Source organism: Promicromonospora sp. NPDC023805, from assembly GCF_040639635.1.
Lineage (GTDB): Bacteria > Actinomycetota > Actinomycetes > Actinomycetales > Cellulomonadaceae > Promicromonospora.
On record NZ_JBFAAH010000016.1, the window covers coordinates 55,146 to 75,935 of the forward strand.

A 20,790-nucleotide genomic window follows, 5' to 3' on the forward strand; every position below is an offset into this window, starting at 1 on the left:
CTCTGTACGGCGTACAACGTAGGATGATTGCAGAATGTTCCCGGCCTGTCACACCGATTCTGGAGACCCATGCCCCGCGAGCTGATCGACCTGCTCTGGCGCGATCATCCGGCCGCCCCGCAGGGCGGCACGCGCGGCCCGCGATCGCGCGTCACGACAGGTGCGGTCGTCGACGCGGCGTGCACCCTGGCGGACGCCGAAGGCCTCGCCACCGTCACGGTCCGGCGCCTCGGCGAAGCCCTGGGCATCTCGACCATGTCGGTGTACACGCACGTGAACGAGCGCGACGACCTGCTCGTCCTGATGGCCGACGCCGTCTACGCGCGCATGCCGCTGCCCACCTATGGCAACGCCGACTGGCGTACCCGCGTGCGCCGGGTCGCCGACGCGAACCTGGCCCTCCACCTCGAGCACCCCTGGCTGCTGGAGATCGACGACGAACGCACGGCGTTCGGTCCCGGCACCATCGCCAAGTACGACCACGAGCTGCACGCCCTGGACGCGCTACCCCTGGACGACGTCGCCCGCGACGCCGCGCTCACCTTCGTGCTCGACTTCGTGCGGGCCGCCGCCCGCGCGCGCCGACGCGACCCGCGGGCCGACGAGATGCCGCAGGTCTGGGCGCGGTGGGCCGGACGGCTCGCCGAGTACCTGGGCGCCGCCTACCCGCTGGCCCAGCGGGTGGGCGGCGCCGCGGGCGAGGAGATGAACGCGGCGTCCAGCCCCGAGCACGCCTGGGAGTTCGGACTGGCTCGCGTGCTCGACTCGCTGACCCCAGCCCCACCCCCGTGAGCACGTTGAGTGCTGGGTATTTGTCGACATACCGGACAGGAATCGACAAATATCCAGCACTCAGACGGGTTCGTCCTCCGAGCGGAGGCGCGGCTCGGTGCGGTTGGCCGGGTTGACTCCCGACTTGTCCGCGTAGAACGCGCGGATCGCGTCCATGTCGGCGCTGACGTCGCCGGTGAGCTGGATGCTCGGCCCGAGCCCGGCAACCTTGGCCACGCCGTCGACGTATCCGAGCGTCACCGGGAATCCGGACTTGAGCGCGATCCGGTAGAACCCCGACTTCCAGTAGCCCGAGCCGGCGCCGCGCGTGCCCTCCGGCGTCACGACCAGGTGGAACTCCTCGCCCCGTTCGACGGCCGTGAGGATCTCCTCGACGATGCTCGCCGGGTCCTTCCGGTCGACCGGGATGCCGCCAAGGGAGCGCATCAGTCCAGCGATGGGGCCCTTGAACCAGGAGTCCTTGATGAGGAACCGGATCTTGAGGTCCATGTCGAACGCGATGGCCAGCATCAGGAAGAAGTCCGTGTTGGACGTGTGCGGCGCGCCGATGAACACCGTGGGCCGGGTCGGGGCGGGTTCCGAGCGCATCCGGTAGCCGGTGACGGCCCAGATCAGTCGTGCGACAGCCCGGCGGATGGTGCGTGACATCGTCGTCCTCGAGTCAAAGGCGGATCGGGTGAAACCTCAGGCGAAAAACACAGAATCTCAATTCTGACAGATCCCGCGAACGCCCAACGACCCGTCCGGCCCGCCCGTTCCCGACCCGGCGTCAGCGCTTGGGCCTGCGGCCCGGCGTCACGTCCTCTGCGGTGCCCGGGATGGTCTTGTCCGTCGCGTAGCTGCCCGGCGTCGCGCTGCCCGGCGTCGCGCTGTCCGACGGCGCGGCCCCCGACGTCGTACCGCCCTGCTTCGGGCTGCCCGAGGAGGTGTCGCCGGGGGCGCCCGGCTTCGGCCGGTGCTGCCGGAACCGCTGGACCGCCTTGAACAGGGTCACGCCGGCGATGACGATCGCGATCGCGTCGTCGCCCAGGCCGAGCGGGCCCAGGACGCCCTCCGACAGGAGGTCTATCGGGCTGGCCACGTAGCCGGCGCCCGCGATGAACGTCAGGATCTCCTGCCAGGTGAACTTCCTGGGATCCTTGCCGCGCTTCTTCTCATCGCCCATGCCCGGAAGGTAACGGAGAACCGGGCGACTCGCTAGGTATGTGCGAGTCGCCCGGTTCGTGATGTCTACCTCATTCGGCCGACGGGCTCAGCCGACCGGCTCAGCTGGCCGGCTCGAGGCGGTACGCCCGGATCACCGTCTCGGTGACGCGCCCGCCGTCGGCGTCCGTCGCCTGCGCCTTGAGCGACACGAACCGCGCACCGGCCGCGGCCTTGACCACCGCCCGGAACGTGTCGCCCTTGCCGGGCTGCACGGTGACCTCCTGCCAGTTCTTCCCGTCGTCGGACGACGCCCACAGGCGCATACCCGTGACGTCCGCGCCCTCGACTCCCGGCTGGTGATCGGCCGACAGCGTGAGCTTGGCCGTGCGGTCCACAGTCCCGTCGAGCGCCGCCGGCACCCCGTAGTCGACCTGGAGCAGCGGGAGCTCCGCAGGCTCGTCCTCGCCGCCCCCGCCTGCGGACCGGAAGCGCCACTCGGTCGAGACCTTGGTCGACGTGCGCCACCACTCACCGGAGTAGGCCGTGTCGAGGCGCAGCCGGTACGGGGTGGGCGCGGCCGGTAGGTCCTCGGGGAACATCCAGGTCGAGTCCTCGGCGTCCGCCACGAGCTCCTGGCCGGCCCACAGCCGCAGGCGGGTCCGCGCGTCCTCGCCCGGCAGCACCGGCATGTGGTGACCCGCGTCGTCCACGTAGACCGGAAAGACCAGGTCCATGCTGTTTCCGGTCCGCTGCGCCATGCCTCCGCCGCCATGGAAGACAGGAGCCAGCAGACGGGCGGACGCCTTCCCCCCTGGCGCGAAGCTCCGCATGACACCCTCGAACAGCCCGAAGAAAGGGTCATCCTTGGCGGTTGACGCACTGGGCGAGTAGGCCACGTCCTCGTCGGCCGACACGAACACGGTGCGCTTGTGGGGAGCCGGGGCCTTGCTCAGCATCCCGAGCCCGCCCACGGACGTCCACACGCTGCCGCCCACGTACGGGGCGGCACCCGGCGCAGGGGCCGCCACCGAGACACGCAGCTGCCCGGTGGTGCTGCCGTCCGCGACGTACGAGATCGGCTCGTCGGCCACCGAGCCGTCCCGGCTGAAGGCGAGCGCGTACGAGTACGACGGCGCGGCCTTGCCCGCGACCGAGAGGGTCACGGGGCCGGCGTCGAGAGCTGCGTGCAGCGACTTCGCCTGCGCGGCCGGCACACCGAGGACCGGGAGCGGCGGAGAGCTCAGCCAGTCGTTCACATAGCCCTTCTCGCTGCCCGCCACCAGGAGCACCTCGACCCCGGCAGCGGCAGCGGCGTCGGCCACACCCTGCAGGGTCTCCGGGCCTGCGTGCTCCACGAACGCCCAGGCGCCGTCGGCACCTGCGAAGTCCTCGCCGAGACCGGCGTCGACCAACGACACGTCGAAGGTCCCGGCCACCGGCTCGGGCTGGCCCAGCGGGACCAGGTCGAGACCGAGGTCGCCCACCTGCACATCGAGGATCTTCCCGTCGAGCAGCGTCATCCACGACTGCCGGTAGTGCCCTGCTGCGGGCTGCGCCACCGGCAGGGTGTACAGGTCGCCGAGCTCGCCGAAGATCCCGGTGGTCACCCCGAGCTCGTCGGTCTCGAAGGACAGGTCCACGGAATTCAGGCGGTCACCGGTCTCCCGGGGCGTGTCGATGGTGACGCGCTGCGCGGCCTCGCCGTCGACCACCAGTTCCGTGTCCTCCGTGACGTCAACGAGCGGGAAGGTCGCCGACGTGGTGCTCAGCCGGGCGAGCACCTCGTCGGACATGCCGGTGAAGCCCGCCACGTTGTACCGGCCGGCCGGAACCCGCGCGGTGAACGTGCCCTCCTCGTCGAAGTCCGTGTACGCGGTGACCCTGATGTCGTCGATCCCCTGGATCACGAAGCGGTCGTCCTCGTTCTCAACGGGGCTGCCGTCGAGGTCCGTGGCGCGGATCGTCAGGTCGAACAGCTCCGGCTCGTTGACGAAACCAACCGTCGTACGAACCGTCCCGCGCTCGCCCGTAGCGGTGATCGCACCGCCGACGTCGCCGATGCCGACCTCGGCCGGGTATGCCGTGACGTCGACGCTCGCGGTGCCACCGGCAGGGACGGTCACGCTGTCAGCGCTCAGGGTCACCGCACCGGCGGCCGGCTCAGCGCCCGACGTAATGTCGACCGCCAGATCGAGTGTCTCCTCCGCGTCGCCGGTGTTCGTGTACGTGAGGGTCTCCGTGACCGGCTCCAGGCCGTCCTGCGGGAACTCGAAACGGCCCAGGGAGACGGACGCCGGGCTCGCCGTGACCTGCTGGTCGAGGGCCCCCGGGATCCAGACCCGGCCGGCGCCTTCCTCCCATACCGAGTTGCTGCCGGCCTGGGCCGAGCCCATGAGCGTGGACTTGACCTCCTGCCAGGTGAGGTCCGGGTGCGCCGAGAGCAGCACGGCGGCGGCGCCCGCCACGTGCGGCGCTGCCATCGAGGTGCCGCTGGCGATGACGTACGAGTCGCCCACCGGTTCACCCATCTCGGTGCCGGCAGCCCGCGCGGCCACTATGTCCACGCCCGGGCCCGCGATGTCGGGCTTCAGCGCACCGTCACCGGCTCGGGGCCCGGCGCTGGAGAAGTCCGCCCGCACGTCGTCGTCGTCCACCGCGGCGACGGCGAGGGCCGAGTCGGCGACCGCAGGCGGCGAGACCGTGCCCGCGGCAGGCCCGTCGTTGCCGGCTGCCGCGACCACGAGCACCCCGTACTGCGCGGTGAGCGCGTTCACCGCCTGGGACGCGGGGTCGGTGCCGTCGGTGTAGCTGCCCGGCTCCCCCAGGCTCAGGTTGAGCACCTGGGCGCCCTCCTGGGCCGCCCACTCCATGCCGTCGATGATCCCCGACCACTCACCGGAGCCCGAGTCGTCGAGGACCTTGGCGTTGATGATGTCCGCGCCGGGGGCCACACCCTTCATGTCCGCGTCGGCGTCGCCGGTCCCGGCGGCGATCGAGGCGACGTGGGTGCCGTGGCCGAACCCGTCGGCAGGGTTGTCGCCGCCCGTGAAGTCGCGCTCCGCGACGACACTCTCGTCCAGGTCGGGGTGCGTCGTGTCGACACCCGTGTCGACGACGGCGATGGTCACGCCCTCGCCGGTGTGGCCGTCCGCCCAGGCCTCCGGGGCGCCCACCTGGGGCGTCGAGTCGACGTCGAGGGCCTCTGCCCGTCCGTCGAGCCACACCTTGGTGACACCCGACCTGGCCTTCGCCCGCGCTCCGTCCGCCGAGGCCGACTCAGCACCCACCGCGCCCAGCAGTCCCCACACCTTGGCGAGCTCGCCGCCGCCCGTGGCGACGTCGACGGAACCCGAGACCGCGCCGATCGACTGCAGCGTCCGTTCGCGGGTGAGGCCGAGCCCTGCCCAGTCGGCGGCGTCGGCGGTCCGGGCCATCTTCTGGGTGGACTGCACGATGACCGGCAGCGAGGTGCGGCCGGCGGTGGCGAGCGCCGCGTCGTCGTAACCCGCCTTGACCAGACCCGCGACGTCGAACAGCGCGAGGTCGAGGGTGTCGCCGACCAGGGGCGCGACGTCGGACGGGAGCACGTAGTGGGCGTCGCCCCGCCGGACGGAGTGGAAGGTCACGACGCGCCCGTCGGGCCGCGGTGCGGCGATCGGGGTGAGCACGCGGGCGTCCCCCGAACCGCTGATCGCCACCCGGTCGCCGGTGATCAGGGTGACCGTGTGCCGAGCGGGACCGGATGCGGCGGCCGACGCCGGCGGCGCCGAGCCTGGTGAGCCCGGTGGATTCTCTGCGGACGGGGTGAGCGCCGCTGCGGGCAACCCACCGAGGAGGAGTGCGGACAGTGCGGCTACGGCGACACGGCGCATGCGGGGCCTCTCCGTCGTGCGCGCCCGATCAGGGCGCGACCTGCGCCGAAGTTATCCGCACAAAGCGGGACGCACCACGAAAGTCACGGGCCCAGCAGGTCAGACGTCGATCGGGCGCCGGTCCTCCACGAGCCGCGACGTGTATCCGGCGGCCACGAGACGGTCGAAGGCGACCACCACGTCGTCCGGCACGTCCTCCTCGCGGGAGATGAAGCCGAGCTCCGCGTACAGCGTGAGGCGCTGCGTCTCGCCGACGAGCATGTCGACCACCCGGTCGGCGTCGCCGTTGGTCCGGACGTACGCGTCGAGCGGCATCGGCCGGGACACGCACAGGACGTCAACGTCGGGCCACACGACCCGGCACGTCGCGAACGCACGCCGCCGCTGGTACGGGTGGGAGACGAGCAGCACGGACGACGGCTCGATCCCGTGCTCGGCGAGCAGCTTGCGGCTCAGCTCGAGGTTCTCGCTCGTGTTGGTCGCGGCCGGCTCGACGAGCACGGCGGTGCCCGGCACACCGCGGGCGATGGCGTGGTCGCGGTAGCCGAACGCCTCGCCCTCCGGGAAGGCGTCGATGGTGGTGGGCGCGTTGGCGCCCGTGAAGACGATCTGCCGGAACAACCCGTCGCGGAAGAGGTCCGCCGTGTAGTCGGCCACGCCGAGGTCGTGACCGCCCAGGCCGATGCAGACGTCGACCGGTCGCGGCTCGTGCTGCAGGTCATGGAACGCCCACAGCGTCTCTACGTCCTCCCGCGCTTCGGCGGGGATCATGACGTTCGGCATATGACGACCATATTGCTCGGAGGAATGACCGGCACAATCTGAGTGTGGGTACGCGCCGGGATTTCGCGGTAATGACGCGCTATTTCACTACCAGCAAGAACATGCGGGCCACGCCCTCCACCGCGGTTCTCACGCCCTCCACGCAGACACCCCATACGCAGACACCCCATAAGGACACACCCCATAAGGACACAAGGTAACGGACAACGGCGACCCTGCTCTAGCGGTCAGGATCGTCCTCGCTCTCGTTCCTTCCCTCGGCGCTCGTGGCCCCGACGACGTGGTCCTCAAGCTTGCCCGAGAACAGGTCGTAGTACTGCAGGTGCAGGTGATAGCCGGCGCCCAGCGCGATGCGCCGGATCATGCCGAGCGTTGGCTCGACCTGACCTGACTCGATACGGCTGATCGTCGACGTGGGTACGCCCGCCAGCACTGCCAGCGAACTCATGCTGAGCCCTCGCTCGGCACGGATCCTGACAACGATCTGGGCTGCAGTGGTGAGCAAGACGCCCCTCCCGTCGACGCTCGGCCATCGAAACGTGCCATGACGCACGACAGGGCCTCCCGGAAAGTGAAGATCATTTTTCCGGCAAGCCCTGTGCGACTGACTCTATACGTCTATGGCCGTCGCGGCTCATCGACAGGGCATGTGGCGCGGATTCCACCGGGGGTGCCGCTCCGACACGTTGGCCTACTACTCTCAGCCCCCATGGGCACAGCGAGCACACCGGGTGACGCGGCCGTGTCCCGGCAGTCCGCCGGGCACGGCTCAGGTCGGCGCGGCCAGGCGGCACGGGGCGTGCGCGCCCTCCTGCAGGAGCACCCCGCTTGGGTGCTGCTGCGCTCGAGGAACGCCGCGGCCGCCGTCGTCCTGCTGGACCGCAACCTCGGCGCCTCCCGCCGCAGGCTGCCCGTGGAGCAGCTCGCCGAGCGGATCGACGACGACCTGCCCGAGCTGCGCCGCGCGGGTTTCGAGCTGCCCTACTCCGGCTACTTCTACGTCTCCGAGTGGATAGACGAGGGAGTTCTCGTGCGGCGGCGGGCCGCGCAGGTGGCGGGCGAACCGGGCACCGAGACCGTCGAGCTGTCCGACGGCGCCCTGCTCGCCGTCCGCTTCGTCTCCCGGCTGAGCAAACCCCACCCGGCGGTGACGCCGTCAAGGCTCGGCACGATCCTCGACGGCCTGCACACGCTCGCCTCCGATGCGGACCCCGACCCCGAGACGCGGCTCGCGTCCCTGCTGGAGCAGCGCGCTGCCCTGGACGCCCGGATCGAGCGGGCCCGCCGGGGCGACTCCGCCGCGCTGCCCCCGGAGTCCGCCGCGGAACGCGCCCGCGAGCTCCTCGCGCTGGCCGGCGACATCCCCGCCGACCTGGCCAGGGTCCGCACCGACCTGGAGCGCACGGACCGTGAGCTGCGCCGCCGCCTCCTGGAGTCCGACGGCTCGCGCGACACCTTCCTCGACGACATCTACCGCGGCGTGGACCACCTGGCCGAGTCCGAGGCCGGGCGGGGCCTGGTCGCGTTCCGCGACCTCCTGCAACGTGCGGAGCACACGGCGCAGGACGACGTCGGCCGGGTGCTCGACACCGTCCACCTGACACCCGCCGAGGCGTCGGCGCTGCGCCGCCTCCTGCCCACGCTGCAGGACGCCGCCGACGAGCTCACCGACACGATGGCCGGCCTGCGCCGTGCGCTGCAGCGCATGGTCCGGTCCGGCGAGCTCCCTGCCGAGCGCGCCCTGCGCCGTCTGCTCGGCCAGGCGCAGGACGCGGCCCTCGCCGCCGCCCCCGACGTCGCACCTGGGGCCGAGATGCGCCTCAGGCTGCCGCTGGGCACCGTCGCACCCCGGTCCGTCGGCGGCCTGCTGCCGCACAACCCGGGTGGGGAGGACGCGGAGGCACCGCCCGCCGCGCCCACTCCCCCGCCGCGGATCGTCTCGCTCTCGGCGCTGCGGGCGATGGCCCGCGACTCCGAGATCGACGTGGACGAGCTGCGCGGGCACGTGAACGAGCGGGTCGCGGCCGTGGGCCGCGCCACCGTGTCGTCGGTGCTCGCCGCGCACCCGGCTACCCAGGGCGCCGCGAGCGTGGTCGGCCTGCTGACCCTCGCCGAGCAGAACGGCGTGGCCACCGGAAAGAACGAAGACGTGAACTGGCGGTCCTCGCGCGGTGTCGTGCGACGGGCCGTACTACCCCAGCACCAGTTCGAGGAGCATGTCCCGTGACCGAACCCACCGTGACAGGAACCGGCCAGACGACGCCCGGCACCTCAGACCTCACCAGCGCCCGGCCCGGCCGGCCGGCCGGCAGCGGCGCGTCGTCGTCGGGCATCGGGAGCGGGGCCGGCCCGGAGACCGGGAGCGATGCCGGTACGGGCGCCCATCTCTGGCCGGGTGACCACGGCACGCTGCCCGCCCCGGCCCGGCTCGCGCTGGCCCGCCTCGTACGCGGCCCCTATCTGGCCGCCGAGTCCGACCCGGACACCTGGCGTGCGCTCCTGTCCCACGAGGACGTGGTCCGCGAGCGCCTCTCCGACCAGTACCTCGACCTGGTGGTCGACGCCGACGCGCAGGTCGCGTTTGTGCGCGACGTGCCGGCGGCGGACGCACCGCAGGTGGTGCGCGAGCTGACGCTGACCTTCCTAGACACCGCGCTGCTGCTGTACCTGCGTGCCCTGCTGCTGGACTCGCCGGACGGGCGGGTCGCGGTCAGCCGCGACGAGGCGGCCGACCATCTCGGCCAGTACCGGCGACGCGGCGGGGGCTCGCCCATGGACTTCACGCGGCAGCTGGACGCGACGTGGGCCCGGCTGACCGAGTCGGGCATGCTGGAGCCGCTCAGCGGGGACCGGTGCGTGGTCTCGCCCGTGCTGCGGACCGTATTCGGTGCGGACCAGGTAGCGGCGCTGAGCGCCGAGTACGCACGACTGGCGAAGGAGAGCGCATGAACACGCCCCACCCCGGACAGTGGCGCCTCGCGCGCGTCGAGCTGGTCAACTGGGGCACGTTCTCCGGGCACCACGTGGTGCCGGTCCCCCGCGAGGGTTTCCTGCTCACCGGCCACTCGGGTTCCGGCAAGTCGTCGCTGGTCGACGCCGTGGCGGCGGTCCTGACCCCGCCGGAGCACCTGCGGTTCAACGTGGCGGCCGCCGGCACGGGCGCGACCGAGCGCGAGGCGGGCGACCGCGACGTCGTCTCGTACGTGCGCGGCGCCTGGCGGCACCGCACCGACGAGAGCACGGGCGAGGTGGTTGCCGACCACCTGCGTTCGGGCGCGACCTGGTCGGGCATCCTGCTGCACTACTCGAACGGCACGGATGCGCCAGACTCCGCCGTGACGCTCGTGCGCCTGTTCCACCTGACGCGCGGGTCCTCGGCCCCGTCCATGCTGCACGTGGTGGTGCGGGAGGACGTGGGGTTGCTGGAGTTCGAGCGGTACGTGCGGTCCGGGCCCGACGTCGGCGGCGTGACCGGCGCCTGGCCCACGGCGACGGTGAGCGAGCGCCACGGCCCGTTCGCCGCGGCGTTCACGCAGGCACTGGGGATCGGCTCGGAGCAGGCGCTGGTGCTGCTGCACCGCACCCAGTCGGCGAAGAACCTGGGCAGCCTGGACGACCTGTTCCGTGGACACATGCTGGACGAGCCCAGCACGTTCGAGCTGGCCGCCCAGGCGGTGCACCAGTTCGCGGACGTGGCGCGGGCCTACGCCGACATCGAGACCTCGCGCCGGCAGATCGAGCACCTGAACCGGCTCGCGTCCCTGACCAAGGCGTACGACGAGGGGTCGTCGGCCGGTGTGCGCGCGGCCACGCTGCGCGGGTCGCTGGAGACCTTCAAGGACGCGTGGAAGCTCGACCTGGCGCACGGCGCGCTGGCGGAGGCGCGGGCGGCCGAGGACCGGGCGCAGCACCACCGCCAGGCCGCGGACACCGAGGTCGACGTCGCGGCGAACACCCACCAGCAGGCTGTCAACGTGCTCGGCGCGCGGGGCGGCCAGGCGCTCGCCACGCAGGCCGACCGCCTCCAGCGGGCCGGCGAGATCGCCGCGCTGGTCCGTACCCGGCGCGGTGAGCTCTCCACCGACCTGCAGTCGGTGGGCATGAACATGCCCGAGACGTTCGCGGAGTTCGCGGCGCTCAAGGAGAAGGCCAGGTGGGAGCTCGGCGGCGCGCGGCCGCTGGCCACCGGCTCGGTACCGACGCTGACGGGCGCCCTGCCCGCCGTCGCGCCTGCTCACTCGCCTGCTCATTCGACAGGGCAGGTGCCCGCCGTCTCGACGGGCCCCGTCCCGTCGGCAGCCGGGGTCGCGACGGGTGCGCTTCCCGCCGTCACCACCGGCGCGTTCGCGACGGTCGGGCGGTCGCGGGCGCCCGAGGCGCTCGACGTGAACATCCGGGAGGTGCTGGCGGCGCGCTCCGTCGTCGGGCTGCGGCACGAGGCCGTCGCCACGCGGATCCAGGCGGTCCGGCAGACCCAGACGAACGTGCCCGCGGAGCTCGCGGCGGCCCGCCGGGCAGTGGCCGAGGCCGCGGGGCTCGAGATCTCCGCGCTCCCGTTCGCGGCAGAGCTGCTGCGCGTCCGGGAGGAGGACGCCGACTGGCGCCCCGTGATCGAGGGCGTGCTGCGGCCGCTGGCCACCGTCGTGCTCGTGGCCCCCGCGCACCGCGCGGCCGTCGCGGGCGCCGTCGGGGCCGGGCCGGGCCTGCGCTACCGCGTGGTCGGCGTGCGCAACGACGCGCCCCGCTCCACGGACTCCGCCTCGCTGGTGCACAAGGTCGAGGTGAAGGACGGCCCGATGTCGGGCTGGCTGCACCGGCGCCTGTCGGAGCAGTACGACTACCTGTGCGTGGACGACCCGTCCGGGCTGGACCGGCACGAGCGTGCGGTGACCCGCGAGGGCCTGATCAAGCACGGGCCCGAGGAGATCGAGCAGCCGCTGCTGCCCGGGGTCGAGGACTGGGCGCTCGGCTGGGACGCCGACGACCGCCTCGACCAGCTCCTGGAGCTCGCCCGTGCGACGCAGGCGCGCCTCGCGGAGGCCGACGCCGCCGTGGCCGACGCCGTCGCCGAGCAGCGTGAGGCCGTACGCCGCCAGCTCACGCTGCGGCACGTGGCCCGCCGGGAGTGGCGCGAGGTCGACATCGAGACCGCCGAGGCCGACCTGACCGACGCGCAGGCGTCGTTCGACAGGCTGCTCGACGGCACGATGGACCTGTTGCAGGCGTCGCAGGACGTCGCGGCGGCCGAGACCCGCCTGGACCAGGCCCGCGCGGCCGCGGCGGTGGCCGCCGACACGCTCGCCGAGGCGCGCGCGCACCGTCGCTCGCTCGAACGCGTGGTCTCCGAGCTCGGTGACGCCCCGACCAACGCCATCCCGCTCGCGCACCGCGAGGAGCTGGAGAAGCGGTACGCCGCCGTCCGCAAGACGGTGACGCACGAGGTGATCGACGACGTCTCGCTCACCGTGTCCCGCACGCTCGACGCGGAGCGGGAGGCCGGGCTGCGCATCTCGGGTGCCGCCGAACGGGAGATCGTCGGGCTGCTCGCCGAGTTCCGCCGGCGCTGGCCCGCCATCACCCGCGACCTGACGGCGCAGGTCGGCGACCGGTCGCAGTATCTCGAGGTGCTGGAGCGCATCCGCACCTCGCGGCTCCCGGAGCAGGAGGCACGGTTCTCCGACCTCCTCACCGACCAGGCCCGACGCGCGCTGCGCAAGCTCGCCGCCGAGATCCGGCAGGCACCCGCGGCGATCCGCGAGCGGATCGTGGGCGTCAACACGTCCCTGCGCCGCTCCCCCTTCGACACCGACCGGTTCCTGGAGATCCGGGTCAAGGAGCGCAGGCCCGCGGCCGTCGAGGAGTTCCTCGCCACCCTCGACGCCCTCACCAGCGACACCGAGCCGGAGTACGAGGTGCTGGAGCGCCTGGTGCGTCGCCTCGGGTCGAGCGATCCCGCCGACCGCGCGTGGCGCGCCCTGTGCCTGGACACCCGGCGGCACGTGCACTTCACGGGTGTCGAGGTCACGGCGGGCGGCATAGCGCTGGCCGTGCACGACTCCTCCGCCGGCCTGTCCGGCGGCCAGCGGCAGAAGCTCGTCGTCTTCTGCCTGGCCGCGGCCCTGCGGTACCAGCTGGCCGGTGCCTCGGACTCCGCGACGCCCGCCTTCGGCTCGATCCTCCTGGACGAGGCCTTCGACAAGGCCGACACGGCGTTCACCCGCACCGCCATGGACACGTTCGCCGCGTTCGGGTTCCACATGATCCTGGCCACGCCGCTCAAGCTGCTGCAGACCCTCGAGGACTACGTGGGCGGCATCGGCCTCGCGACCTGCCGGGAGATGCGGGAGTCGCGCGTGGACGTGGTCCTGCTGGAGTCCCCGCTGCCCGACGTCGACCCGGTCGCCTCGCCGACCCGGGGCGGGGCTTCCGTGCCGGCCAGGACGACGCCGACGCCGGTCATACCCGCGCGGCCGGCCGACGGGCCGCCGACGCCGGCCGTTCCTGAGCCCTCGGTGGGTACGGCTCCGACGCCGGTCGTCGCTCCGGCGGGTGGGTCGACGGCGGGCGGTGCGTCGGCGGCTGTCCCGTCGACTCCGACGCCGGTCGTCGCTCCGCAGAGTGCCACCCCGCCGGCGGGTCCGGCACCGGCAGCTCCGCCGCAGGCCGGTGTGGTGTATCCCGACGCCCCCGCACCCCGCACCCCGGATTCGACCGCCGACTCCGGAACGCCCACGCCGCCGCGCGGGGTCCCCGCAGTGGCGCCGCTGCCCGTTGCCGAGTCGGAATCCGGGTCCGAACCGACGTCGGCCACGGATCCGACCTCGGACTCGAACCCGGCGGCGACGTCAGAGTCGGACCCAGGCCCGATCCCGACCCCGGAGCCGGCGGCGGACACCGCCGAGGGCGGCGGACCGGAGCCGGACTGGTCGGTAACCGTCACCCCTGAGGACCGGGACGACACGTCGCCGGTCGTCAGGATGACCTCACGCCGCCCGTCCCTGTAGGGCTCGACGGGTCGGCACACGCCCGCGCAGCCCCGGCAGCCCAGTGATCCGGCCCAGAATCGAGCGATCTTCGGGCCGAATCACTGGGTACGCCGGGACCCGCCGGGTCAGCCGGTTGTCGCGCCGCCGTCCGCCAGGCCTCGGGCGTAGGCCTCGGCCGAGCCCTCGCGGAACAGGTCGTCGGCGCTGCTCCGCACCAGGACGCGGGCACCCGGGCCGTCGTCGGCGGTGACGTGGTGGCCCATGCCGCGCACGACGGCGACCGCACGCCCGCTCGACTTGCCCCGCACCAGCTCGGACGCCGCCGCGATCTCGTCGACGACGGCGGTGACCGTCACGTTCAGCGGGCGGCCGTGGGCGTCGGTGCTGCCGCGCAGGTCGTCAGTTGGCGTGATCCCTGCGCAGCCGATCGCTATGTCGACCAGGGCGTCGCGCCAGGGCCGGCCGGCGGTATCCGTGACGACCACACCGATCCGGCGCAGACCGAGCCGCTGGGTGAGCGCGGCGCGGATCGTCCGGGCCGAGGCGTCCGGGTCGACGGGTAGCAGCAGGACCGTGCCCTCCGGGGTGTTGCTCGCGTCCACGCCCGCTGCCGCCATCACCAGGCCGAGCTTGTTCTCGACGATCCGCAGCGGCGGCAGCCCGGGCCGTTGCCGCTGGGCGACCACCCGGACGGTCTCGTCCGTGATGGCCTGCTCGCGGTCGTCGGCCGCTACCACCCGTCCCTCCGCCTTGGACACGATCTTCGAGGTCACGACCACGACGTCGCCGTCCTGCGGCCGGTCCTGCTCGTCCTGGCTGGCCAGGAGGCCGGCGATCAGCTCGCCGAGGTCGTCGCCGGGGCTGATCTCGGGCAGCCCGTCGGGGGCCCAGATGCTGAGTCGTTCCACGGGGACCATCCTCACACCACCACCGGGCGCCGGAGTGCGGCGTGGAGGACGGCGTCCGTTCGTGGCCGTCGTATCAAGGCGGTCGGCCCTGCCGGCGCGGTACTCTGCCTCGCGCCCAAGCCGCGCATGTCTGGTTCGTAGTGCGATCGATGGGGGAAGCGTCCGGTGCTGCACGACCCGCCCGCTCAGAGGACGGTTCCCGTACCCGAGCCGGCCGCCCTGCGGTCCGGCGATCCCCGCACCATCGGGCCGTTCCGGGTCCGGAGCCGGCTGGGCAGCGGCGGCATGGGCGACGTCTACCTCGGGACCACCCGTCGCGGCGAGCAGGTCGCGATCAAGCTGATCCGGGGAGCCCAGCTCCACGACGACGAGTTCCGTACCCGCTTCCGGCGGGAGGTGCGGGCCGCCGCCAAGGTCCGCAGCCGGTTCATCGCGAACCTGATCGACGCCGATCCCGACGCGGAGCTGCCCTGGCTCGCCACCGAGTACGTCCCCGGGCCGACCCTCTCGCAGGCGCTGGCCGCGCAGGGCCCCCTGCGGGAGGACGAGGTGCTGCGGCTGGTCGCAGGGGTCACCGAGGCACTGCACGAGATCCACCGCGCCGGCCTGGTGCACCGGGACGTCAAGCCGGCCAACGTGATCCTCGGCCCGGACGGTCCCCGGCTGATCGACCTGGGCGTCGTCGCCTCGGTCGGCGCGACCCGGCTGACCATGACCGGCCAGCCGGTCGGCACGCCGATGTACATGGCTCCGGAGCAGGCATCGGGCAGCCGGGTGACGTCGGCCGCCGACGTCTGGGCACTGGGTGCGCTGGCGTACTACGCCGCGACCGGGAACCACCTCTTCGAGGGCGACCACCCGGCGGTGGTGCTGTACCGGGTCGCGGCGTCCCCGCCGTCGTACGACGACTGTCCCCCGTACCTGCGCCCGTTCCTCGACGCCCTCCTCGTCAAGGACCCGGAGCACCGTCCGACCCTCGACGCGATCCTGCACTCGCTCGGCGCTGCCGAGCCGGCCGGTGCCACGCTCCCCCTGGTCAAGCCGCGGCGGGTGCGCGGCGCCGAGCGTCGCGTACAACGGAGCGGCGTACTGCGGAGCGACGGGCAACGAGGTCGCCGACGACGGCCTCTGGTGGTCCTGAGCTCGGTGGTCGCCGGGACGGCCGTGCTGGCAGGGGCCGCGTTCGGCATCTGGAGCTCGCTCACCGACGACGATCGGGAGCCCGCAGACACGGGGCAGACGCTGAACACGGCGCCGACGCAGAACAGCCCGAGCCCCGTCCAGGTGGTCGCGGACGGCAGCCTGGACCATCCGTGGACACAGGGGACCGTCAGGCATCTGGAAAACGGCTCGTGCTGGATCGCCAGCGTGACCGGGGTGGAGGGGCGGCGGGCCACGCTGACGCTCGCGTGCGACCAGGTGGGGACGGAGGTGTACGGCAACCCGACGCCGAGCGCGTACCTCGGGATCTACGCCGTCGGGCAGGACGGGAAGGCCGAGAAGAGCACGGTCGCGGACGCGACCGCACAGGACACGTTCTGGACGCAGGGCAATCTCACGGACACCATGCCGGTGACCGTCACCGTGACGCTGCCCGACGTCGCTCCGCTGGCCGCGGTGGAGGTGCGACAGGAGTCCTACGGCTACAGCTGGCACTGGGACGCCACTCGCTGACGTCGCCCGGAGGCGGCCCCTCCGGCCACCGCGCGGCACGTCACCGCACCAGCTTGGGCAGCACCTCTCTGCCGAACGTCTCGATCCACTCGTGCTGGTTGCGGCCCACGTTGTGCAGGTAGATGCGGTCGAACCCGAGGTCCACGTACCGCTGGATCGACGTCCGGTGCTCGTCCGGGTCGGCGGAGATCAGCACGCGCCCCTCGAAGTCCTCGGGGCGCACCATCCGCGCGAGCTGCGCGAAGTCGTGCGGCGAGCGGATGTCGGACCGCGGGAACCGCATACCGCCCACCGGCCACTCGGTCAGGGCGTTGGCCACCGCTTCGTCGTGCGTGGGCGCCCAGGAGAGGTGGAGCTGGAGTGCCTTCGGCATCCGCGCCGGGTCACGGCCGGACTCGCGGGCGCCGTCGGCGAACCGGGTGAGCAGCGAAGCCATCCGGTCGAGGGGCGCCGCCTGCGTGATCAGCCCGTCCGCCGTCCGCCCCGCGCGGCGGGCGGTGACGGGACCCGCCGTCGCGACCAGGATCTCGGGAGCCACCGCAGGCATGGTCCACAGCCGCGTCGACTCCAGCTTGAAGTACGTGCCCGAATGCTTCACGTCGCGTCCGGCCAGCGACGCGGCGAAGAGCTTCTTGATGATCTCCACCGCCTCGAACATGCGGTTGATCCGCTCGGCGGCCTCCGGCCAGTAGCCGCCGACCACGTGCTCGTTGAGGGCCTCCCCCGAGCCGACACCCAGCCAGTGCCGGCCCGGGTTCATCGCCGCGAGCGTCGCCGACGCCTGGGCGACCACCGCGGGGTGCCACCGGAACGTCGGCGCCGTCACGGGGCCCAGGTCGCCGGTGGTGTGCTCCGCGGCCGCCGCGAGCACGTTCCAGACGAAGCCCGCCTGCCCCTGGGCAGGGGTCCAGGGCTGGAAGTGGTCCGCCGCCATGATGCCGGAGAAGCCGTGCGCCTCAGCGAGCGCCGCCAGCTCCACGGCCTCCCGGGGCGCGAACTGTTCGAGCATCGCGGCATAGCCGATGGTCACCACGCCCGACAGCCTAGACGGCAGGAGCTCCGTTCAGAGGGTGGCGCTGAGCACCCGTTCGGTGAGCGCCTGGGACGCGGCAAGCAGGCCGGGGGTGATCGCGCCGGTCAGGGCGTCCGACGGCCGGCACTCCGGGTCGAGGACGACGCCGGTCCGGTCCGCCAGCGAGGGGTCGGTGGCGGCAAACACCACCGAACGGGCGGCCTCGGCGGCGGGGAGCTGCATGTCCAGGATCTGCTGCCAGTGGGGACGCAGGGCCGGCGGCAGGATCTCGGGGGTCATCTCCGCTGCGTTGGGCGTGGCCGCGGCCCCGGGGTCCGCCGCGAACACCGAGACGCCGGTACCGCGCAAGCGTTCGGCCAGGTCCAAGGTGTACGCGAGGTGGGCGAGCTTGGCCCGGCCGGAGACTGCCATGCCGTAGTACTCGTCCGGTTCGACGTCGTCGTAGGCGGGCGGCCCGCTCAAGGTGCCGATGGACGACGACGTGACGTCGACGATCCGGCTCGGGCCGCCGGCGCGCAGCGCGTCGAGCAGCGCCTCGGTCAGCACCGTCGGGGACAGGTGATTGACCGCGAAGCTCGCCTCGATGCCGTCGGCCGTCTCCCAGCGTTCGGACCACATGCCGCCGACGTTGTTCACCAGGAGCTGGAGCGGGCCCTCGGCCGCGAGCCGTTCGCCGAGCGCGCGAACCTCAGCGAGCACCGAGAGGTCCGCCTGGACGAATCGCGCGCCGCCCATCCGGCGCGCCTCCTCCTGCCCGTGCTCCGCGTCGCGGCCCACCACGGTCACCGCATAGCCGCGCCGGACCAGCTCCCGCGCCACCTCCGCGCCGATCCCGCGGGTGCCCGCTGTGACTACTGCGTTCTGCGCCATCGTTCTCTCCTTCTGCTGTGTGCCTGGCCGGTCGGCCGGCCCCCGCACACAGCACACCGGAGTCGCGAGAAATGATCCAAGGCCCGCGTGGCATGGGGGTATGCCCTGGCGGCATGGCTTCTGAGCATGCGATGCTCACGATGTGACACCGGATGTCGATCTCAAGCACATACGCTATTTCGTGGCGGTGGCGGACGAGGGCACCTTCACCCGTGCCGCGGAACGTCTCGGGATGACGCAGCCCGCGTTGTCCCGGGCGATCCGGGCGTTGGAGCACGCCATCGGGTCCGCGCTGTTCGTGCGGCAGCCCCAGGGAATCGCGCTCACCGAGGCCGGGCGGCAGTTCAGCGGCGACGCCCGCGGCGTCGTCGAGGCGGCCGAGGCCGCGCTGACCCGGGCGAAGAGGTTCGGGCGGGAGGAGCCGCACCTGCGTGTGACGGCCCGCGCGTGCGACGTCGAACCCCTGCAGCGTCTGGTGAACTCCTACAACGAGCGCTACCCGGACGAGCTGCCTGCTCGTGCGGCGATCGTCGAGGTGAGCGCCCAGGCCGGCGAGGTGCGCGCGGGAGCCGCCGACGTGACGCTGCTCCGCAGCCCGTTCGACGACCGCGGCCTGGACAGCGACCTCATCAGCACGGTTCCGCGGGTCGCGGTGCTGCCCGGGTCGCATCGGCTGGCCGGGCGGGACGTCGTCCACCGGAGCGAGCTGGCGGGCGAGACGTTCCCGGTCTGGCCAGACCTCCCGCCGGCCGCCATGGCGTTCTGGACCGGGACGGACCTCGAGCACCATGACTGGCGGCCCGGTCCGGTGGTGCACGACGCCGCCCAGTACGCCGGCAGCATCCGGCTCGGCCAGGCAGTGGGCTTCATGCCGAGCACCCACGTGCCCGAGCGGCCGACCGACGGCACGGTGGTCGTGCCGGTCGTCGGTCTCTCGGTCAGCGAGCTCCGGGTCGCCTGGGCGTGCACCGCTACGTCGCCCGACGTGGCGAGGTTCGTGCGGCACACGACCGAGCACGCTACGGAAGCCGACCGTGCGCTCGAAGGGTCTGCAGCGCCCCGAGGGTGACGATGCCGCGCCAGTCCACCGCCTGCCCCGGTGACCAGTGCAGGAAGTCGAAGTCCCAGCCGCCGTCGTCCAGCTGCTCGCTCTCCAGCCGGTCGAGCTCCGCGGAGATCTGGTCCGCGGAGAACAGCGCCCGGCTGGGCGCACCGGGCCTCGCCGACAGGTCCAGCGGCCTGAGCCTCTCGTCGTCCTGCCCGCCCTCGACGGGGATGGTGCCGTCGGCGCGCAGGAGCGGCCGGATCCGCTCGATCGCGGCGGCCGCGCGGTCCGGCTCGGGCACGGCGTCGAGGAAGTGGACGGCGAACTTGACCGGGTAGCCGCCCACCAGGCCTCCTTCCGCCTCGACCTGGGCCCAGCACCACGCCGTCGCGGCGTCGAGCCAGGGATGGTCAGCACCCAGATCCCACAGGTAGCCGGCGATCGCGAACGTGAGCATGCCGCCCTCGTTCGGCTGCATCCACGGTGCGGCCGGGTACGCGGCGGCGGTCGGGAGCACGTGCGGCACCCGGCCGTCCGGCAGCGCGACCGAGGCCAGCCAGTCGGCGGTCTCGGTGGCCAGCTGCATGACCGTCGGGTCGGTGGCGGTCCCCAGCTCGGCGAGCACCGCGAGCGCGGACAACGCGCCCGAGATCTGGCTGTCCGGCCCACGCAGGTCGGGCTCCAGGGCGTGGCCCCACCCGCCGTCGTCGTTCCGGTAAGGACGTAGGGCGTCCAGGACACGGCTGCCCGGCGCGCCGTCGAACAGCACCGCGAGGCGGTGCCGCTCCAGCAGGCGGGCGTCGTCGTAGATGAACCGCCTGGCGGCTCCGATGTCGATCCTCGTCGTTGTGCTCATGGATTCGACGTTAGGCAGCCGTCAGTGCGGCGTCTTCCAGAAAACGGACGGGTGTGAGGCCGGTCAGGCGGCGCACCTCGTCGGACATGTGTGCCTGGCTCGCGTACCCGGCCGCGGCCGCGCGTTCCGCGAGGGACGACGGCGCGCCCGCGGACAGGCCGATCAGCCGCCGCAGCCGGGCCACCCGCCCCAGCGTCTTGGGCCCGTAGCCAACCGCGTCCACGGTGCGGCGGTGCAGGTGCCGCTCGCTCACGCCAAGGTCCTGGGCGACGCCGGAGATCCGCGAGCCCGGCACCCCGAGCCGCCGTGCGGCCGCCGCGACGAGCCCGTCCCGTTCGGCCTTTCGCCGCACCACCGCGCGCGCGAGCAGGTCCAACCGCCCCGCGGGGTCCGCCGCGCTGAGTGCGTCGGCGAGCGCCGGGCCGACGTCGGGCCACACGTCGGCGAGCGGTACCCGCAGGTCACGCACCTCTGAGGCAGGGATGCCGAGGACGGCGCCCGCCGCGCCCGGCCGGAGCCGGATGCCGCTGGTCCGGGCCGACGCCGCCGTGGCGTGCGACCGGGCGACGACCGGACCCGTGTCTGCGCCGACGACCACGAGCTCTCCCTCGAGCCGGACCAGGTCGACACAACCGTCAGGGATGATCCGCTGCTCATGGTCGGGCGGTAGGTCGTGCTCCCACAGGCAGGCCACCACCGGCAGCAGGCCGGTGGGCGGTGCGAGCTCGCGGTAGGTCACGAAATCCACGCTACGTCGACCCTCTGACACCCACATCAGGTCCGGACCACAGGCCCCCCGAGCGATCCCATCGGCGGCTGCCCCGG

At 72.9% G+C, this 20,790-nt stretch carries 16 protein-coding genes; 6 read left to right on the plus strand and 10 right to left on the minus strand.

The window, feature by feature from the left end:
- The first annotated feature begins 69 nt into the window (after positions 1 to 69).
- A complete protein-coding gene (locus AB0F70_RS16730; protein WP_357450241.1) occupies positions 70 to 792 on the plus strand; it encodes a TetR/AcrR family transcriptional regulator C-terminal domain-containing protein in 723 nt (240 codons plus the stop codon).
- 60 nt (positions 793 to 852) lie between these two features.
- On the opposite strand, the gene AB0F70_RS16735 is transcribed toward AB0F70_RS16730, so the two are convergent.
- From AB0F70_RS16735 to AB0F70_RS16755, 5 genes are all read right to left on the minus strand, one after another.
- A complete protein-coding gene (locus tag AB0F70_RS16735) occupies positions 853 to 1,440 on the minus strand; it encodes a 1-acyl-sn-glycerol-3-phosphate acyltransferase (RefSeq protein ID WP_357450244.1) in 588 nt (195 codons plus the stop codon).
- 121 nt (positions 1,441 to 1,561) lie between these two features.
- Positions 1,562 to 1,957 (minus strand): DUF1232 domain-containing protein, encoded by a 396-nt coding sequence (locus tag AB0F70_RS16740; RefSeq protein WP_357450247.1) that lies wholly within the window; start codon positions 1,955 to 1,957, stop codon positions 1,562 to 1,564.
- A gap of 100 nt (positions 1,958 to 2,057) precedes the next feature.
- On the minus strand, positions 2,058 to 5,810 hold the full coding sequence (locus AB0F70_RS16745) for a S8 family serine peptidase (RefSeq protein WP_357450250.1): 3,753 nt from the start codon (positions 5,808 to 5,810) through the stop codon (positions 2,058 to 2,060).
- Positions 5,811 to 5,909: 99 nt separating this feature from the next.
- Complete coding sequence (locus AB0F70_RS16750; RefSeq protein ID WP_357450253.1) at positions 5,910 to 6,593, minus strand: YdcF family protein; 684 nt, start codon at positions 6,591 to 6,593, stop codon at positions 5,910 to 5,912.
- A 220-nt stretch (positions 6,594 to 6,813) separates the two neighbouring features.
- The gene (locus AB0F70_RS16755) at positions 6,814 to 7,146 is read right to left on the minus strand and encodes a helix-turn-helix transcriptional regulator (protein WP_357450256.1); all 333 of its coding nucleotides are present in this window, start codon (positions 7,144 to 7,146) and stop codon (positions 6,814 to 6,816) included.
- Positions 7,147 to 7,302: 156 nt separating this feature from the next.
- Between AB0F70_RS16755 and AB0F70_RS16760 the strand changes: the two genes are divergently transcribed.
- Genes AB0F70_RS16760 through AB0F70_RS16770 form a run of 3 tightly spaced genes read left to right on the plus strand, consistent with a single transcriptional unit; the run spans position 7,303 to position 13,597 of the window.
- A complete protein-coding gene (locus AB0F70_RS16760) occupies positions 7,303 to 8,820 on the plus strand; it encodes a DUF3375 domain-containing protein (protein WP_357450259.1) in 1,518 nt (505 codons plus the stop codon).
- The gene (locus AB0F70_RS16765; RefSeq protein ID WP_357450262.1) at positions 8,817 to 9,542 is read left to right on the plus strand and encodes a DUF4194 domain-containing protein; all 726 of its coding nucleotides are present in this window, start codon (positions 8,817 to 8,819) and stop codon (positions 9,540 to 9,542) included. Before AB0F70_RS16760 ends, AB0F70_RS16765 begins: the two co-directional genes overlap by 4 nt.
- A complete protein-coding gene (locus AB0F70_RS16770) occupies positions 9,539 to 13,597 on the plus strand; it encodes an ATP-binding protein (protein ID WP_357450265.1) in 4,059 nt (1,352 codons plus the stop codon). Before AB0F70_RS16765 ends, AB0F70_RS16770 begins: the two co-directional genes overlap by 4 nt.
- A gap of 107 nt (positions 13,598 to 13,704) precedes the next feature.
- Here AB0F70_RS16770 and cofE read toward each other — a convergent pair whose 3' ends face one another.
- On the minus strand, positions 13,705 to 14,496 hold the full coding sequence (gene cofE / locus AB0F70_RS16775; protein WP_357450269.1) for a coenzyme F420-0:L-glutamate ligase: 792 nt from the start codon (positions 14,494 to 14,496) through the stop codon (positions 13,705 to 13,707).
- 156 nt (positions 14,497 to 14,652) lie between these two features.
- On the opposite strand from cofE, the gene AB0F70_RS16780 reads away from it, so the two are divergent.
- Complete coding sequence (locus AB0F70_RS16780; RefSeq protein ID WP_357450272.1) at positions 14,653 to 16,161, plus strand: serine/threonine-protein kinase; 1,509 nt, start codon at positions 14,653 to 14,655, stop codon at positions 16,159 to 16,161.
- 40 nt (positions 16,162 to 16,201) lie between these two features.
- Here the strand turns inward: AB0F70_RS16780 and AB0F70_RS16785 are convergent, their stop codons facing one another.
- Together AB0F70_RS16785 and AB0F70_RS16790 are read right to left on the minus strand one after the other, a co-directional pair.
- On the minus strand, positions 16,202 to 17,203 hold the full coding sequence (locus AB0F70_RS16785) for a TIGR03557 family F420-dependent LLM class oxidoreductase (RefSeq protein WP_357450443.1): 1,002 nt from the start codon (positions 17,201 to 17,203) through the stop codon (positions 16,202 to 16,204).
- Between the two features lie 21 nt (positions 17,204 to 17,224).
- Positions 17,225 to 18,064: an SDR family NAD(P)-dependent oxidoreductase gene (locus AB0F70_RS16790; RefSeq protein WP_357450275.1), complete on the minus strand. Its 840-nt coding sequence runs from the start codon at positions 18,062 to 18,064 to the stop codon at positions 17,225 to 17,227.
- A 142-nt stretch (positions 18,065 to 18,206) separates the two neighbouring features.
- Between AB0F70_RS16790 and AB0F70_RS16795 the strand changes: the two genes are divergently transcribed.
- Complete coding sequence (locus AB0F70_RS16795; protein WP_357450278.1) at positions 18,207 to 19,133, plus strand: LysR family transcriptional regulator; 927 nt, start codon at positions 18,207 to 18,209, stop codon at positions 19,131 to 19,133.
- On the opposite strand, the gene AB0F70_RS16800 is transcribed toward AB0F70_RS16795, so the two are convergent.
- Positions 19,084 to 19,965: a hypothetical protein gene (locus AB0F70_RS16800; protein WP_357450281.1), complete on the minus strand. Its 882-nt coding sequence runs from the start codon at positions 19,963 to 19,965 to the stop codon at positions 19,084 to 19,086. The genes AB0F70_RS16795 and AB0F70_RS16800 overlap by 50 nt on opposite strands.
- A gap of 10 nt (positions 19,966 to 19,975) precedes the next feature.
- Complete coding sequence (locus tag AB0F70_RS16805; protein ID WP_357450284.1) at positions 19,976 to 20,704, minus strand: DUF6597 domain-containing transcriptional factor; 729 nt, start codon at positions 20,702 to 20,704, stop codon at positions 19,976 to 19,978.
- Positions 20,705 to 20,790: the final 86 nt, after the last annotated feature.